This window comes from Bacillus sp. GM2, assembly GCF_056155945.1.
Map to the genome: position 1 here is coordinate 1069443 of NZ_JBRKSZ010000007.1, position 16667 is coordinate 1086109.

General features: G+C 47.2%; 15 protein-coding genes. 12 read left to right on the forward strand and 3 right to left on the reverse strand.

Translation table 11 applies throughout. The features are described 5' to 3' along the window. Window positions 1-102: 102 nt before the first annotated feature. From ACVC9U_RS06510 to ACVC9U_RS06550, 9 genes are all read left to right on the forward strand, one after another. Complete coding sequence (locus ACVC9U_RS06510; RefSeq protein WP_003183293.1) at window positions 103-1764, forward strand: alkaline phosphatase; 1662 nt, start codon at window positions 103-105, stop codon at window positions 1762-1764. 149 nt (window positions 1765-1913) lie between these two features. After that, window positions 1914-2222, forward strand: coding sequence for a PTS sugar transporter subunit IIB (locus ACVC9U_RS06515; RefSeq protein WP_003183291.1), 309 nt, complete (start codon window positions 1914-1916; stop codon window positions 2220-2222). A 5-nt stretch (window positions 2223-2227) separates the two neighbouring features. After that, complete coding sequence (locus ACVC9U_RS06520; protein WP_003183289.1) at window positions 2228-2560, forward strand: PTS sugar transporter subunit IIA; 333 nt, start codon at window positions 2228-2230, stop codon at window positions 2558-2560. Between the two features lie 39 nt (window positions 2561-2599). Then, window positions 2600-3916 (forward strand): PTS cellobiose transporter subunit IIC, encoded by a 1317-nt coding sequence (gene celB / locus ACVC9U_RS06525; protein WP_441390329.1) that lies wholly within the window; start codon window positions 2600-2602, stop codon window positions 3914-3916. 15 nt (window positions 3917-3931) lie between these two features. Then, window positions 3932-5347 carry a glycoside hydrolase family 1 protein gene (locus tag ACVC9U_RS06530; RefSeq protein ID WP_075752453.1) on the forward strand — a complete coding sequence of 472 codons (1416 nt, stop codon included), beginning with the start codon at window positions 3932-3934 and terminating at the stop codon, window positions 5345-5347. A gap of 119 nt (window positions 5348-5466) precedes the next feature. Then, window positions 5467-6180, forward strand: coding sequence for a GntR family transcriptional regulator (locus ACVC9U_RS06535; RefSeq protein WP_075752455.1), 714 nt, complete (start codon window positions 5467-5469; stop codon window positions 6178-6180). A gap of 245 nt (window positions 6181-6425) precedes the next feature. Beyond that, entirely contained in the window at window positions 6426-7415 is a 990-nt protein-coding gene (locus tag ACVC9U_RS06540) for a TAXI family TRAP transporter solute-binding subunit (RefSeq protein WP_075752457.1), read from the forward strand. Between the two features lie 101 nt (window positions 7416-7516). Beyond that, window positions 7517-8035, forward strand: coding sequence for a DUF1850 domain-containing protein (locus tag ACVC9U_RS06545; protein ID WP_059231906.1), 519 nt, complete (start codon window positions 7517-7519; stop codon window positions 8033-8035). Continuing rightward, the gene (locus tag ACVC9U_RS06550) at window positions 8028-9992 is read left to right on the forward strand and encodes a TRAP transporter permease (protein ID WP_075752458.1); all 1965 of its coding nucleotides are present in this window, start codon (window positions 8028-8030) and stop codon (window positions 9990-9992) included. Before ACVC9U_RS06545 ends, ACVC9U_RS06550 begins: the two co-directional genes overlap by 8 nt. 36 nt (window positions 9993-10028) lie before the next feature. On the opposite strand, the gene zwf is transcribed toward ACVC9U_RS06550, so the two are convergent. Continuing rightward, window positions 10029-11492: a glucose-6-phosphate dehydrogenase gene (gene zwf, locus ACVC9U_RS06555; RefSeq protein WP_041817458.1), complete on the reverse strand. Its 1464-nt coding sequence runs from the start codon at window positions 11490-11492 to the stop codon at window positions 10029-10031. Window positions 11493-11724: 232 nt separating this feature from the next. Here zwf and rnz point away from each other — a divergent pair, with 232 nt between their 5' ends. Then, window positions 11725-12648 carry a ribonuclease Z gene (rnz, locus tag ACVC9U_RS06560; RefSeq protein ID WP_020452090.1) on the forward strand — a complete coding sequence of 308 codons (924 nt, stop codon included), beginning with the start codon at window positions 11725-11727 and terminating at the stop codon, window positions 12646-12648. A gap of 117 nt (window positions 12649-12765) precedes the next feature. After that, window positions 12766-12915, forward strand: coding sequence for a 50S ribosomal protein L33 (gene rpmG / locus ACVC9U_RS06565; RefSeq protein WP_003183271.1), 150 nt, complete (start codon window positions 12766-12768; stop codon window positions 12913-12915). 35 nt (window positions 12916-12950) lie between these two features. On the opposite strand, the gene ACVC9U_RS06570 is transcribed toward rpmG, so the two are convergent. Together ACVC9U_RS06570 and namA are read right to left on the reverse strand one after the other, a co-directional pair. Continuing rightward, a complete protein-coding gene (locus ACVC9U_RS06570) occupies window positions 12951-13712 on the reverse strand; it encodes an alpha/beta fold hydrolase (RefSeq protein ID WP_441390333.1) in 762 nt (253 codons plus the stop codon). Window positions 13713-13832: 120 nt separating this feature from the next. Next, on the reverse strand, window positions 13833-14903 hold the full coding sequence (gene namA, locus ACVC9U_RS06575; RefSeq protein WP_116758571.1) for an NADPH dehydrogenase NamA: 1071 nt from the start codon (window positions 14901-14903) through the stop codon (window positions 13833-13835). 136 nt (window positions 14904-15039) lie between these two features. Here namA and ACVC9U_RS06580 point away from each other — a divergent pair, with 136 nt between their 5' ends. Then, complete coding sequence (locus tag ACVC9U_RS06580) at window positions 15040-16644, forward strand: M20/M25/M40 family metallo-hydrolase (RefSeq protein ID WP_441390335.1); 1605 nt, start codon at window positions 15040-15042, stop codon at window positions 16642-16644. Window positions 16645-16667: the final 23 nt, after the last annotated feature.

A 16667-nucleotide genomic window follows, 5' to 3' on the forward strand; every position in this document is an offset into this window, starting at 1 on the left:
TGAAAATTTACATAAGATTAATAGAAAGCAATAGTGCTGTTTACATAGCAATGATAGTGTAGGTGTGTCAACAAAAAGCGGTTATGGAGGGAGTACATAAGAATGGGTTTCTTACGCAACAGAATCGTCGGCATTACACTGGCAGGAGCAGTCGCTTTAGGATCGGCGGGAACAGGCAGTGCGGCAATGGAAACAGCGAAAAAAAAGGAAGAGCCGAAGGTCAAAAACGTGATCATGATGGTCATGGATGGAACAAGCTCTTCTGCATCAACTTTGGCACGCTGGTATAAAGGCGAACCGCTCGCAATGGACCAGATCGTCAGCGGCGGTGTCCGGACGTATTCGGCAGAATCGGCGATCACTGATTCTGCACCTGCAGCAACTGCGATGGCAACGGGACGAAAATCAAATTCTTCCTATATCGGTGTGCTGCCTTCAAAAGTGAACACACCAGGAGTCGAGAAGGTCCGTGAAAAAGATCATTACCGGCCTGTAGCAAACGTGCTGGAAGGCGCAAAACAGAAGGGGAAAGCAACCGGCATCATTGCAACATCTGAAATTCAGCATGCCACGCCTGCCGGCTATTCCGGCCATCATAAAGACCGCAATAATTTTGAAGTGCTCGGTGAACAGCAGGTTTATCAAAACATGGATGTTGTCCTTGGCGGAGGAAAAGAATCGCTTCAGCCGGGTACAAAGGATAAAAGCCGCAAAGACGGTGAAGACCTTGTAAAAGTGCTCAAAGATAAAAAGTACGATTTCGTTGAAACGAAAGATCAACTCCTCAAGTCAAAATCGAAAAAAATCTGGGGCGCCTTCTCACAGCGCGATCTCGCGTATGACATGGACCGCCGCGCAACGCATCCAGAGCAGCCGACTATTGCAGAGATGACGAAAAAATCGATTCAGACGCTTTCTAAAGACAAGGACGGTTTCTTTTTATTCGTGGAAGGAAGCAAGCCTGACTGGGCAGCGCATCAAAACGATCCGATCGGCATGATCAGCGATGTATTGGCGTTTGATAACGCGGTGAAAGAAGCGCTTGATTTCGCTAAAAAAGATAAACATACAATGGTTATTGCCGTCTCGGACCATGGCAACAGCGGCATCTCCATCGGCAACAGCAACACGACGAAAGGCTATGACACAACACCGGTATCAGCCTATGTCGATCCGCTGAAAAAAGCTAAAATGACGGTGGAAGGCGCAACTGGCAAATTAAAAGACGACTTATCGAATATCGAAGAAGCGGCGAAGCTTTACGGACTTGATGATTTAACGCCGGCAGAGAAGAAACAGCTGAAAAGCGTGAAAAACAAAAAAGAAGCGGCTTCATTATTTACCAAGCTGCTCAGCAACCGGGCCAACATCGGATTCACAACAGGCGGTCATACGGGTGAAGACGTCTTCCTGTATTCGTATGGTCCAGAAAAGCCGCAGGGTCTCGTCGAAAACACCGATATCGCCAAAACGATGGCAAAGGCAATGGGCTTCAACTTAGACAAATTAACAAACGAATTATTTATCGAAGCAAAACAGGCATTTAAAAAAGCCGGAGCCAGCGTAACGATCGATCAAAAAGATCCGGCTAACCCAGTTCTTGTCGCAGCGCGCAAAAAAGCAAAAGCCGAAATGCCTGTGAACAAAAACATTATCAGAATCAACGGGAAGGAATACGAACTAGACAGCGTGATTGTTGAAAGCAATGGATCCTTCTACGTGCCTAAAGAAGCAGTTCAGCTGTTCAAAAAATACGCCAGATAATTTATTTGAAAACCCCTCTGGAAAGAAGAGGGGTTTTTTATTGTTCGAAATAAATACATACATTTATTTTTAAATGTCTAGACATTTAAAAATAAAAAGATATAATAATAGTTGTGTGAAAGCGCTTTTAATAAAGGGAGGAGATCACCATGAAGAAAATTTTACTCGCATGCAGCTCTGGAATGTCGACAAGCCTCCTTGTCACCAAGATGCAGGAATACGCGCATTCAATCGGTGATGAGGCAAAAATTTGGGCGGTCGGACAGGACCAGGCGAAAAAAGAGATGGCAGAGGCAAACGTCGTTCTCATCGGCCCGCAAATGAGCTTTTTAAAAGGCGAGCTGCAGAAGGAAGCTGAACAGTACGGTATTAAGGTTGATGTGATTGATATGCTGGCTTACGGAATGGCTGATGGAAAGAAAGCTTATGAACAGGCGCTAAGCCTGATCGGGGATTGACGATAATGGAAAAATTAAAGCTCGATGAATTAACAGGCGAACAAATTTGCTTTCAGCTCATTCTTCACAGCGGAAACGCCCGCAGCAAGGTTATTCAGTCCATCAGGGAATACCGCGACGGCAGCGTTCAGAAAGCAGAGGAGCTGCTACAACAGGCAGAAGACGATTTGCAGCAGTCCCACGATATTCATTTTCAAATGATCCAAAAAGAAGCGGGTGGGGGAAAAAATGAGTTCTCTTTGCTGCTCTTGCATGCCGAGGACCATTTGATGTCGACGCTCACGATGAAGGAACTCGTTTCTGAATTATTGGAATTGTTCAAAGAGAAAAGTCTATGATTCGCACTGCATGGCAAAATCGAAGGGGGATAAGAGACCATGTTTGAAAAATTGAGCAACCTCTTGGTGCCGATTGCCGGGAAGCTGAATAATAACCGGTATTTAGGCGTGCTGAGGGATGCATTTATGCTGGCTTTTCCGCTCACCATTTTCGGATCGATCATTGTCGTTTTAACCAATTTGCCGTTTCTCAATAAAATGATGAGCAAATCCGCGCTTGAAACGTTCCAGTCGGCTTTAAGCATAGCGCCGAGCGCAACGATCAGCATCATGTCCGTTTTCGTCGTATTCGGGATCGGGTATTATTTGTCCAAAACTTATGAAGTCGAAGCGGTTTTTGGAGGAGTCGTCGCTTTGGCATCGTTCCTTCTGCTGACTCCGTTTGTATTAAACGGCGAAGGAGGGGAAGTGATTCCGAACGTCATCCCGATTGACAGGCTCGGTGCGAAAGGGATGTTCCTCGGAATGATTACCGCCTTTACATCCGCGGAGATTTTCAGATTTTTTGTCCAGAAAAACTATACGATCAAAATGCCCGCCGGCGTTCCGCCTGCTGTAGCAAAATCTTTTGCCGCGCTGATTCCGGCGGTGATGACCTTGTCCGTCTACTTGGTCATCAATATCCTTGTGACCCAAGCGTTCAATACGAATATGCACGATTTAATTTACAATCTGGTACAGGCTCCGCTTGTCGGTCTTGGAAGCGGTATCATTCCGACCTTGATTGCTATATTTTTTACTCAGCTTCTCTGGTTCTTCGGACTCCACGGGCAAATTATCATCAACTCTGTAATGGATCCGATCTGGAATACGCTTTCGATCGAAAATTTGAATAGCTATACCGCAACAGGGGAAGTTCCGCATATTATCAATAAGCAGTTTATGGAAGTGTACACCGTCGGAATGGGCGGAACCGGCATGACACTGGCCGTGATTATTGCCATCCTGCTGTTTATGAAGAGTAAGCAGATGAAGCAGGTCGCAAAACTCGGAGCGGCGCCGGGGATTTTCAACGTAAATGAACCGATCATTTTCGGCCTGCCGATCGTCATGAACCCGCTCATTTTTATTCCGTGGGTCATCTCGCCGATGATCGTCACTTTAATTACGTATTTGGCGATGGCGTCCGGGCTTGTGCCGCCGCCGACGGGGGTCACGATTCCTTGGACTGTGCCGATTTTTATCAGCGGAATGATGGCGACCAATTCGCTTGCCGGCGGCATTCTTCAGATTGTGAATTTAGCCGTTGTCTTTATGATCTGGTTCCCGTTTTTGAAATTCATCGACCGGATGAATATGAAAAAAGAGCAGGAAATCAATGCAGCGGAACAAGATCAGACAACGCTAGGACTTTAAAAGGAGATTGATGACATGTCAAAAACAGAACTGCAGCTAGAACAAATTCAATACCGTTTTCCAAAAGGTTTCTGGTGGGGGTCGGCGGCGTCCGCGACCCAGACTGAAGGAGCGGCGGCTGAAGGAGGCAAAGGAAAGAACATTTGGGATCACTGGTACGAAAAAGAGCCAAACCGATTTTTTGACGGAGTAGGCCCTGAGAAGACTTCGCGTTTTTACGAGACTTACAGAGAAGATATTCAGCTGATGAAGGAGCTCGGCCACAACTCTTTTCGTTTCTCCATTTCGTGGGCCCGTCTGTTTCCTGAAGGAAAAGGCAGGCTGAACGAGGAAGGAGCTGCCTTTTATAACCAAGTCATCGATGAACTGCTGGCAGCTGGGATCGAGCCTTTTGTCAACCTTTATCATTTTGATATGCCGCTTGCGCTCCAGCATATCGGCGGGTGGGAAAACAGGCAAGTCGTCGATCACTTTGTTTCATACGCGGAAACGTGCTTTCGGCTGTACGGGGATCGTGTGAAAAAATGGTTTACCCACAATGAGCCGATCGTTCCTGCTGAAGGCGGCTATTTATACGATTTTCACTATCCGAACATCGTCGACTTTCAAAAGGCCGTCCAGGTCGCATACCATGAAATTCTTTCAAACGCCAAAGCGGTCGAAGCCTACCGCAGACACGGAGGCGACGGCAAAATCGGCATCATTTTAAATTTAACGCCATCCTATCCGAGAAGCCAGCACCCGGCAGATGTAAGAGCTTCTGAAATAGCTGACGCTTTCTTTAACCAGTCGTTTCTTGATCCTGCCGTTAAGGGTGAGTTTCCGCAGCTTTTAACAGCTATTTTAAAAGAAAAAGGCTATTTGCCTGTCATGGAAGAAGGAGACTTGGAGCTGATCAAAAATCACACTGTCGATCTGCTCGGCATCAATTATTATCAGCCGAGACGGGTGAAAGCGAAGGAGCACCTGCCTCATCCGGACGCGCCTTTTATGCCGGAGCGTTTTTTTGACCATTATGAAATGCCCGGACGAAAAATGAACCGCCACCGCGGCTGGGAAATATACGAAAAAGGAATCTATGATATTTTAATGAATGTCAAAGAAAACTATGGAAATATTGAATGCTTTATTTCTGAGAACGGAATGGGTGTTGAAGGAGAAGAGCGTTTCCGCGGCGAAGACGGCATAATCCGCGATGACTACCGAATTGCGTTTATCGAAGAACACTTAAAATGGTTGCACAGAGCGATTCGGGAAGGAGCGAATGTCAAAGGCTATCACCTTTGGACATTCATGGACAACTGGTCATGGACAAACGCCTATAAAAACCGCTACGGATTTGTATCTGTCAACCTTGACAAAAACGGAGAACGAACGATTAAAAAAAGCGGATACTGGTTTAAGAAACTTGCCGAGAACAACGGTTTTTAAAAAGGACTCGGGCTAAAAGATGGTCTGTTGGGCCATCTTTTTATTTCCGCTTCAAAACCGATATAATGATAAGGAAGGTGTTACAAGCATACAGAATCCTTAGTAATGGTGGTTAAAACATGAGAAAATACGAATATATTTCAAACGAAATGAGGAGGCGGATTCAGGAAGAATACTATCCGATTGATCAGCCCATACCTGATGAGCTTTCTCTCGCCAAAGAATTTTCCTGCAGCAGAATGACGATGAAAAGAGCCCTCGATATTCTCGTGTCAGAAGGCATGCTGTACCGCAAGCGCGGACACGGCACCTTCATTGTGAAATCATCGATTCAGCAGCTTCCCGTCAGTGTGACAGACCGCGAAAACCTCGGGCTGACCAAGCTTCTCGCCAATAAACAAATCGAAAGCCGCATCATTCAATTTGATGTCGAATTCCCTTCAGATGAAGTGGCTAAGCAATTGTCAATCGAAAAGACCGTTCCGGTGTATCATATCATCAGGCTCAGAAAGGTTGAAGATGAACCGTATGTCATTGAAGAAACGTATATGCCTTCGAATGTCATCTCTGAATTAAATGAAGACGTCCTTCACGGCTCCGTTTACCGGCACATCACCGAGACGCTGAAACTGACAATCGCCGGCTCGCACCGGAAGATCAGGGCGGATAAGTCGAATGCGCTCGACCGAGAGCACTTGGAATGCGCCCCTGACGATCCGGTTCTTGAAGTTGAACAGGTCGCTTTTTTAAATACAGGTGAACCGTTTGAATATTCTTTTGCAAGGCATCGCTACGACAAGTTTGTGTTTTCCAGCGTCCATGTTCGGAAATGAAAAACCTGCATAACCGCGGGTTTTTTGTTTTGTCATGCAATCTTCCAGCACGCTTGTCCTCCGAGGGGATCGTGGGCTACCATCGCTTTAGCGGACGGGAATTTCCGGGGCCGTACGCATATTTAGAACCAGCTGCTCATAAAATTAACTAAATAATTAGAAATAAAACAATATATTGACAACTAATACATTTTTCGTGGTACGATAGGATTGTTATTTGTCCAACAAGCAAAGGGGGAGAATGAATGAAAAAGTGGAAAAGCTTATCATGGATTGTATTGCTGCTGACGCTTGTCATGGGATTGGCAGCGTGCGGAAGCGGCAATGCATCAGGAAATAAGGACGGCGGATCTGCGTCAAAAGGCTCAGAAAGCTACAGTCTGCTGACAGGGGGAACCGGTGGTACATATTATCCGCTCGGCGGTCAATTTGCAAACCTTTGGGAGGATGCAACAGGAGACAAATTTACGACGCAGACTACAGGGGCTTCTGCTGAAAACATGGCAACTCTGCAAAAAGGGGAAGCTGAGGTCGCTTTTTCTCAGACGGACATTGCCACTTATGCCATAGAAGGCAAAGAAATGTTTAAAGAAAAAATTGACGGAATCAAGGCGATTGCCGCCCTGTATCCTGAAACTGTACAGATTGTGACAACAGAAAAAAGCGGAATCAATTCGATTGAAGATTTAAACGGCAAAACGGTTTCCGTGGGTGCTGCTGGTGCAGGGGTCAATATTAATGCCAAGCAGATTTTGGAGGTTCACGGGATGTCTTTTGACGACATCAAACCGCAAAACTTGTCTTTTGAAGAGTCGACCGACGGCATTCAGTCAGGCGCGATCGATGCCGCCTTCATCACGGCTGGAACGCCTACCGGCGCTGTCGAAGGGCTTTCTGCACAAAATAAAATCAAAATTTTAAATATTGAAAAGGATAAGCAGGAAAAGCTGATGGAAAAGTATCCGTTCTATGCTGAGGATACGATTAAAAAAGGCACGTACGGCATCGGGAGCGATGTGAACACGGTCGCTGTCAAAGCGATGCTCGTCGCATCCGACAAGATGGATGAGGACACCGTCTATAAAATGACGAAAGCGCTGTTTGAAGCCGATAAAATCAATCATGCCAAAGGCGAATTTATCAAGCCTGAAACCGCGCTTGAAGGATTGGGCGATATTGAAATTCATCCGGGAGCGGCTAAATATTTCAAAGAAAAAGGGATAGAAAAATCGTAAAGCCGCAGGCAGATAAACGATGAACAAGTCAGGACACTCGATAGACCGTTGCAATGAAACATCGGTCTATCGTTTTTCTATTCGGCAGGGGATTTGGGAAAATGAGGAAATTTAAAATTGTAAAACGGCTTGTGCCGGCGCTGATCATTGCCGCTTTTGCAGCGGCATGCCTGATTCCTTATCAGACCGCTGTCGTGTTCGAGAAAGAGGACAGCGGCGAGATCATCGCTTTTCTTCCCCTCCAAAAGAAGAAAAGCTTTGATGTGATCTATACGCATTCCATCCATCGGACAGAAGTGATCGAATCGTATGTGTGGGAAAAAGGAATGATTCGGCAGACCGCTCTGACCTATCATGATCCGGCCGTCGGAATGCCCGCAAACGCGGAGCAAGGTGAAAGGCTCGTCATCAATAACGGTGTCTACACCATTTCGGACATGAAGAGGACCTTTCCGTTCATTGATATGCGGATCGGAAGGGTGAGGGCGAATCACAGGATCAAGTATTCAGGCGCTGAACATGAGTTAAAGCGGTACATCCGCCCCGGCACATGGACAAGGATGAGTGTCCGAAAACTAAATGTCTTGCAACAACTGAGGGGAGTGAAGATCAATGACTGAGCAGCTTTCGGAAAAAGATCAGCAGGAACTGCTGGAGAAATACGATCCTGAAGCGGGAACGAGAAAGCTCAAAGGGTTGACGGGGGTCATTGCATTTGCCGGCCTGCTCGCTTTTTCTTTGTTTCAATTATACACAGCCATTTTTGGTGTTTTTCCGGCTCAAATTCAAAGGTCGGTTCATTTAGGGTTTGCGCTCGGTCTGATTTTTTTATTGTTTCCTGCGACAAAAGGTTTACGGAAGACCGGCAAATTCAAAGTCGCCTGGTATGACGCAATCTTAGCCGTATTAGGAGCGGGCGTCGGCGCTTATTGGGTTGCCAATTATGAAACGATTGTAGGCGGGATCGGATTGATCACGGAAACTGACTTTTATGTCGGGCTGTTGGCCGTCCTGCTCGTATTGGAAGCGACGAGACGTGCTGTCGGACTGCCGATTACGATCATCGCCGGCCTGTTTCTTTTGTACGGCCTTTACGGCTCGTATCTGCCGGGCTTTTTGTCTCACAACGGCCTGACGCTGGAAAGGCTCGTTCAGACGATGTATTTTACGACGGAAGGAATTTTGGGCACGCCGCTCGCTGTGTCTTCGACATTCATCTTCCTGTTCATCCTGTTCGGTTCATTTCTTGTCAGAACCGGTGTGGGGCAGTATTTTAATGACCTTGCTGTGGCGATCGCCGGGCGAAGCACGGGCGGACCGGCAAAAGTCGCGATTTTTTCAAGCGCGCTTCAGGGAACGATCAGCGGAAGCTCTGTCGCCAATGTCGTCACTTCCGGATCGTTTACGATTCCGATGATGAAAAAACTGGGCTATAAAAAAGAATTTGCCGGTGCAGTCGAAGCTTCCGCATCTACCGGCGGACAGCTGATGCCTCCGATTATGGGAGCCGCCGCCTTTTTAATGGTTGAGTTCATCGGCGGAGGGATTACGTACTGGGATATCGCGAAAGCCGCGATGATCCCGGCTGTTTTGTACTTTACAGGCATCTGGATTATGACGCACTTTGAAGCGAAGCGCCTCGGCCTGCGCGGATTGACGAAAGAAGAAATGCCGAACCGCAAGGAAGTATTCAAAAAGATTTATTTGCTGCTTCCGATCGTTTCGGTCGTCTTTTTGTTAATGTCGGGCATTACGGTCATGCATGCCGCATTGTATTCGATCGTTCTGGCGATCCTGGTCGGTTTGTTCAACAGGGAAACGCGAATGGGCCTTAAAGGAATTGTGCTGGCTCTCGCGGAAGGAGCGAGAATGGCGCTTTCCGTTGCGGCGGCAACAGCTGCCGCCGGCATCATCGTCGGAGTCGTCACAAAGACGGGCCTCGGCCTTAAACTTGCAAACGGTCTGCTCGATTTGGCAGGAGGCGCATTGCTGCCTTCGCTCTTTTTGACAATGATCGCCGCTCTTGTTCTCGGAATGGGGTCGCCGACGACGGCAAACTATGTGATTACGTCGACGATTGCCGCGCCAGCCTTGATTTTGCTGAATGTTCCTGATCTGTCGGCCCACTTGTTCGTGTTTTATTTCGGCATCGTAGCTGACATTACACCGCCCGTTGCTTTGGCAGCCTTTGCCGCCGCCGGTGTTGCGGGAGGAGAGCCGATCAGAACGGGGATCAATTCAGCAAAGCTTGCGATTGCCGCTTTTATCATCCCGTATGTATTCGTCCTGTCTCCGGAGCTTCTCATGATTGACGCGCATTGGTATGAAATTCTCTGGGTGATCTTTACCGCATTGTCCGGAATGATCGCCATCGGTGCGGGCATGGTCGGATTCTGGATGAGAAAAGTGTTCTGGTTTGAAAGAATACTGGCGGCTGCGAGCGGTCTCCTGCTGATTTATCCGGAGGGCTATTCCGACATAATCGGTCTCGGCATATTCCTTCTGTTGTTCGTCCTTCAGCTGATGTGGAAGCGGGACAAAAGCCATCCGAAAGAAATACAGGCCTTAAAAGCATAAATAAAAAACAGCCTTCAATGTGAAGGCTGTTTTTTATTAAAGCGGCCACCAATGAAAGCCGTCTTTTGCGAGCAGGTCATCAGCAGCTTTCGGCCCCATAGAGCCCGCCTCATAGTTAGGGGAAAGGGTTTTGTTTTCCTCCCAGTTTTGAGATATCGCATCAACAAAACTCCAGGAAAGCGCAACTTCATCCCAGTGAGCAAAGTTTGTCGCGTCTCCGTGCAAACAGTCCAAAATCAGCTTTTCATAAGCTTCAGGCGTGTTGATGCCGTCCCCGCAGTTATGGCAGTAGTCGAGCTTGATCGGCTGGGCAAAAGTGCCGCCTCCAAGCTTCCTTGCGTTTAAATGAAGGGTGATGCCTTCATCCGGCTGAATATGGATCACCAGCAGGTTAGGATGCATCGTGTTGCCGTTTCCGTAATAAAGGTTCATCGGAATGTCTTTAAATTGGACGACAATCTGCGTTGATTTTTTCTGCATCCGTTTGCCTGTCCGGATGTAGAACGGCACACCGGCCCATCTGAAGTTGTCGATCAGCAGTTTGCCGGCAACGAACGTTTCCGTATTCGACTCTTTTGCTACATTTTGCTCATCGCGATAAGCCGGAACCTGTTTTTCGTCAACGACGCCCGCGTCATACTGGCCGCGCACAAAAAATTGATCGACTTCGTCTTTTCGAATCGGACGAAGGGCTCTGAGCACCTTCACTTTTTCGCTGCGGATCTCTTCCGTGTTCAGCTTGATCGGCGGTTCCATCGCAAGCAGCGCCACCATTTGAAGAATGTGGTTTTGAACCATGTCTCGAAGCGCACCAGATTTTTCATAATATCTCGCTCTGTCTTCCACACCCAAATCTTCACTTGACGTGATTTGAATGTTCGAGATGTATCTGTTTGTCCAAAGCGGCTCAAAAATCGCGTTGGCAAAGCGGATGACTTCGATGTTCTGCACCATTTGCTTTCCTAGATAATGGTCAATCCGATAGATTTGATCTTCTGTAAAGGCTTCACGGATTTCCTGATTCAAGGCTTTTGCGCTCGGCAGATCATGTCCGAAAGGCTTCTCGATAACAAGCCTTGACCAGCCTTTTGTTGAAGTGACACCCTCTGATTTTAGGAACTTTGCAATCGTTCCGAAGAATTCAGGAGCCATCGCCAAGTAAAACATCCGGTTATTCGGAATATCATATGTACTTTCCAGCTTCTCTAAAAGTTCGTTCAATTCCCGGTATGAGCCGGAATTTGTAACATCAAAAGGATGGTAGTAGAAGTGAGATGTAAACTCGTCCACATCCTTTTCGTTTAACGGAAACTTCGAAACCGATTGCTGTACGGTACTGCGAAAGTCTTCATTTGTCCAAGGGCGTCTGCCGACTCCGACAACCGCGAATTCATTCCCGATTTGTCCGTTTTCGTAGAGCCTGTGGATAGAAGGATATAGTTTTCGTTTTGCCAAATCCCCTGTTGCGCCAAATATTACGATAACTGCTTTTGGTTCCATTTGATCTTTTTTCAATTAAACGTACCTCACTTTATTCGAAGCTAAGTTTATTTTCTTCATTTTAAAGCTAATAATCCCTTAAAGCAAACATTTGAGATCGAATCGTATGAAAAGTTTACTGAAAACGGGCAGGGTATTTAGTTGCATAGCCTGGCGTGAAGCCGGCGTTTCTTTTTTCTCAGACTTCCTGTATGCTTGTGATAGATGAAGTTTTTAGCAGGAGGAAAGGATATTGGAGTTATTATTTTTAGGAACGGGAGCAGGCATCCCCGCAAAAACGAGGAATGTCACATCCGTCGCATTGAAGCTTTTAGAAGAAAGGCGGTCTGTTTGGCTGTTTGACTGCGGGGAGGCCACACAGCATCAAATTTTACATACATCGATCAAGCCCAGAAAAATTGAAAAGATTTTTATTACCCATCTTCACGGCGATCATGTATACGGGCTTCCGGGTCTTGTCAGCAGCCGCTCTTTCCAGGGAGGGGAAGGTCCGCTGACCGTATACGGACCGCAAGGAATCAAAACGTTTCTTGAAACGGCGCTTGACGTATCGGGGACGCATGTCACATACCCGCTTGTGATTAAGGAGATTGAAGAAGGGACAGTCTTTGAAGATGACCAGTTTATCGTGACGGCGAGAAGCGTATCTCACGGCATCCCCGCTTTTGGATACCGCGTGCAGGAAAAAGATGTTCCAGGCGCACTTGACGCCGAAGCGCTGAAAGAGACCGGAGTCTCGCCTGGCCCTGTTTATCAAAAGCTGAAAAACGGGGAGACGGTCACATTGGAAGACGGCCGGAAGATTCGCGGTGCAGACTTTATCGGACCGCCGAAAAAAGGGCGGATTGTCGCTTTTTCCGGAGATACGAGGCCATGCGAGAATGTGAAGAAGCTTGCCGAAAAAGCCGATGTCCTCATCCATGAAGCAACATTTGCGAAAGGTGACAGGGAGCTTGCCGGAGACTATTATCACAGCACTTCAGAACAAGCGGCGGAAACAGCGCGGGAGGCCTGCGCAAAAGAACTGATTTTAACACATATCAGTGCAAGATACCAGGGGGAAAACGTGCTTGAACTGGTCAATGAAGCGAAAGCGATCTTTCCTGATACCGTGGCAGCTTTTGACTTTTATGAGCATGAGATTAAAAGAACTTAATTGGCATTCGAAGCTTCTTTGTTCCAGCAATGCGGGACGGGAAGCTTTTTTTGTTGACACGGTTCTAAAATGGTGTATAATAAAGCGTAATCATTACGTTTTGATAAGGAGGACAACATGAGAGTCAAAATTACATTGGCGTGTACTGAAACAGGGGACCGCAATTATATTACGACAAAAAACAAACGTACAAATCCGGATCGCCTGGAATTGAAAAAATATTCTCCGCGTCTGAAAAGGCACACGATTCACCGTGAAACAAAATAACCAAAAACCAGCAGAATGTCTGCTGGTTTTTTTGTTTAATTGGCGGCTTGATAGGCGTATGTTTGCTGCTGTGCGGCATACCACACATCATAGATCGCAAGCTGGACGATGTGGGGCTCATCATGATGGATCAAATGCGAGCTGTTTTTCGCTTGAATCCAGCCGCTTTGATGCGAAAGAGACAGCAGTCTGCTGTGAAGCTTCAGCCACTCGTGATGAGCCTGTTTCGCCGTCTCCGTCCTTTTTCCCGCCGAGAGGACGAGCAAAGGAACCGAACCGAGGTGTTTCTTTTCCTGCTTCAGAATGTCCAGGCTTTGTTGAAAGTCCTCATGAGACCCTTCGATCGAAAACTGTTTGCTGTAGTCTTCTTTTAATGTTTCCGGAAGAAGAGGCAGCACTTTTTCCTCCTGATCTTCACAAGCGGGATCAAGCAGCACCATGCCGATGACTTCATCGCTGTACCGGCTTGCAAACAACCTTGCAATGACGGCGCCGAACGAATGGGCGACAAACAGGTAGGGCGGTTTGACGCCTGCTGCTGCAAGCAGCGCTTTCAGTTCCTTTACCATCTGATCCGCTGTTCTTTTGCTGCTGCTCGGCCCGCTGTTGCCAAGGCCTGCACGGTCGTATGCAAACAAGCCGAGATCTTCGTCTATATCCGGTAAAATGGGCTGCCAAGTTTTTGAAGAAGAACCGTAGCCTGCTTCAAAAATAATGGTTGCGTTCTTTTTTCCTTTTCTCTGCTTTGTGTAAAACATGCATCCTTTAACTGTATATATTCTTTCCGTTATGGTCATAGAGGTCATCCTCTCTCTGTATATGGTGTTTCTATTAGGAAAGACGCACGAACAAGGATGTTCGTTTCTCACGAGTTTGAAAAAAAGAAATATCCCGCCTTGAGGCGGGATATCAGCAACTTACCAGGCTCTGTCGTACTGAACAGGCCCTTCAATTTTTGTGTTCAGCTGTTTGGCAGCAGTTTTCGGCCAGTATGGATCTCTCAGCAGCTCTCGCGCAACGAAAATGAGATCTGCGCGTCCATTTTGGAGGATTTCCTCAGCTTGAAGGCCGCTTGTGATCAACCCGACTGCACCTGTCTGGATTTCGGCTTGGGCGCGAATTGTATCGGCGAAGCCGACTTGGTAGCCCGGGAAGACGTTGATGTCGGCAGGCACGACGGCACCGGAGCTGACATCGATCAAATCAACGCCCTGTTCTTTCATCCATTTGGCGAAACCGACATAATCGGCGACATCAAGGCCTTTTGTTTTGTAGTCTGAAGCCGAAACGCGTACGAACAATGGTCCGTCCCAGACTTCTTTTACAGCGTCGATGACTTCGCGAAGCAGCCTGTAGCGGTTTTCCGGTGATCCTCCATATTCATCCTCGCGTTTGTTGGAAAGCGGTGATAAAAATTCGTTGATCAAATATCCGTGGGCTCCATGAATCTCAATGATGTCAAAGCCGGCGGCTTTCGCACGTTCAGCTCCTTTTTTGAAAGCCTGAACGGTTTCTTTTATGTCTTCTTTTGTCATTTCAACAGGTATTCGCGAATTTTCGTCGAAAGGAAGAGCTGAAGGACCGTAGATTGTACCTTCGACCTCGGCTTTTCTTCCGGCGTGCGCCAGCTGAATCGCCGTTTTGCTGCCGTACGGCTTGATTTGTGACGTTAATGCGGCAAGTCCGTCAATATGCGCGTCATCCCATATACCGAGATCCTGATCGGAAATTCTTCCCTCTGGGGTGACGGCGGTAGCTTCTACCATGATCAGTCCGACTTGTCCGACGGCGCGGGAGATGTAGTGGGTCATGTGGAACGGCTGCACTTTTCCATCCTTTTCATGGGAGGAATACATGCACATCGGCGACATGACAATCCGGTTTTTTAGTGTAACTCCTTTTAAACTCCATGGTGTAAACAGTTTTCGATTACTCAAATTTTTTCGCCTCCCGTAAGTTTTCGCCTCGATTATACCAATTCTGTCCATTCTCGTCATATAAACTGCTCAAGTCATTTCCATATATAAGAATGTTCAGTACAATAAAGTTGTTCACATTCTAATTTTTACTAAATACGATATTTGCATACATCTGCGGAAAACAGTGAAAGAGGGGGTTTGCTTTATGAAGTGGCAGACAGTGGAAGAACTGAAACAGCTGCTCATTTCTCTAGTTCAATACGAAAGCATCTCAGGCACAGCCGGAGAAGTGGCGCTTGCGAAGTATATGCATGATATATTAAAGGAACGTTCGTACTTTCAAAAGAATCCTGAATACTTAAAGCTTCACCCGATGGAAGACGGGCGTTATTTTCTAACCGCCCTCGTCAAAAAGGAAGAGAAATCAAATACGGTGCTCCTCTTGAGCCATTTTGACGTGGTCGATACGGCAGACTACGGAGAATTCAAACATATGGCATGCAAAGTCCCGGAACTCATGGATGTATTAAATGATAAAAAAGAACTTTTGCCCGAACGGGTCAGAAGAGACTTGGAAAGCGGCGAATGGCTGTTTGGAAGGGGAAGCATGGACATGAAAGCGGGTCTTGCTGTTCAATTTTCGATGCTGGAACGGGCGATGAACGGAGAATTTGACGGAAACCTTCTATTAATTACGGTTCCCGACGAAGAAGTCAATTCACAGGGGATGCTTGAAGCAGTACCCGCACTGAAAGCTTTGGAAGAGGAATTTGGCCTTCATTATACATCGTGCTTAAATTGTGAGCCGATGTTTGAAAAACATCCGGGAGATCCGAAGCTGTACGTCTATTCAGGCAGCATCGGCAAAGCGCTTGCCGGATTTTTCTGCAAAGGGGTTGAGACGCATGTCGGCGAGCCGTTTGCAGGGGTGAATGCGAATTTAATGGTGTCCGAAATCAACAGGCTGCTCGAATTAAACGTCGACTATTGCGAAGAAGCGGACGGAGAGGTGACGCCTCCCCCGGCCAATCTGATGCAAAAAGATTTGAAGGAGGCGTACTCGGTTCAGACTCCTCACGCAGCGGTGTCGCTCTTTAATTTACTGATGATGCAGCGTTCCGCCGCCGAGCTCCATCGCATGCTGCTTGACACAGCCAAGGAAGCGGCCGCCAATATTCAAACAAATATTGAGCGTAAAACGGCCGAATATCAGCGGTTTGAAGCATTCACGCCAATGAACCCGACCGTTTCCGTGCTGACGTTTGAGGAGCTGTGGAACAAAGCAAAGGAAAAGGCCGGGAAGCCCGAGGCGGAACGCATACTTAACTTTGCATTTGCCAACAGGGGCGAGCTGGGAGACCGCGATTTTTCAACGAAAATCGTCTCTGAATTGGCTTCACTCTGCAAAGAAGATGCTCCGATGATCGTTCTGTTTTACAGTCCGCCGTTTTATCCGGCTGTTTCTTCAAAGGACGATCCTTTGATCCGAAAGGTGATGAAAGAAGTGAAGCAGTATGCGGCCGACAGGTACGGTATTGAATTTACAGAAGTCCAATATTTTCCCGGCTTGTCTGATTTAAGCTACCTTCAGCTGCAAAAGCAGTCTGTCGATGCGTTCACATCAAATATGCCGCTGTTTCAACACGGCTATTCACTGCCTAAAGGACGAGAAAACGCACTGTTTGTTCCAGTCATCAATATCGGGCCGGCCGGCAAAGACCCTCATAAATGGACGGAACGCCTCCATGTGCCGTTTTCATTCGGAAAGCTGCCCGATATTCTCCGGCTGGCGATACACAAGCTTCTCTAAGTATACGGACGGGACCGCTTGGG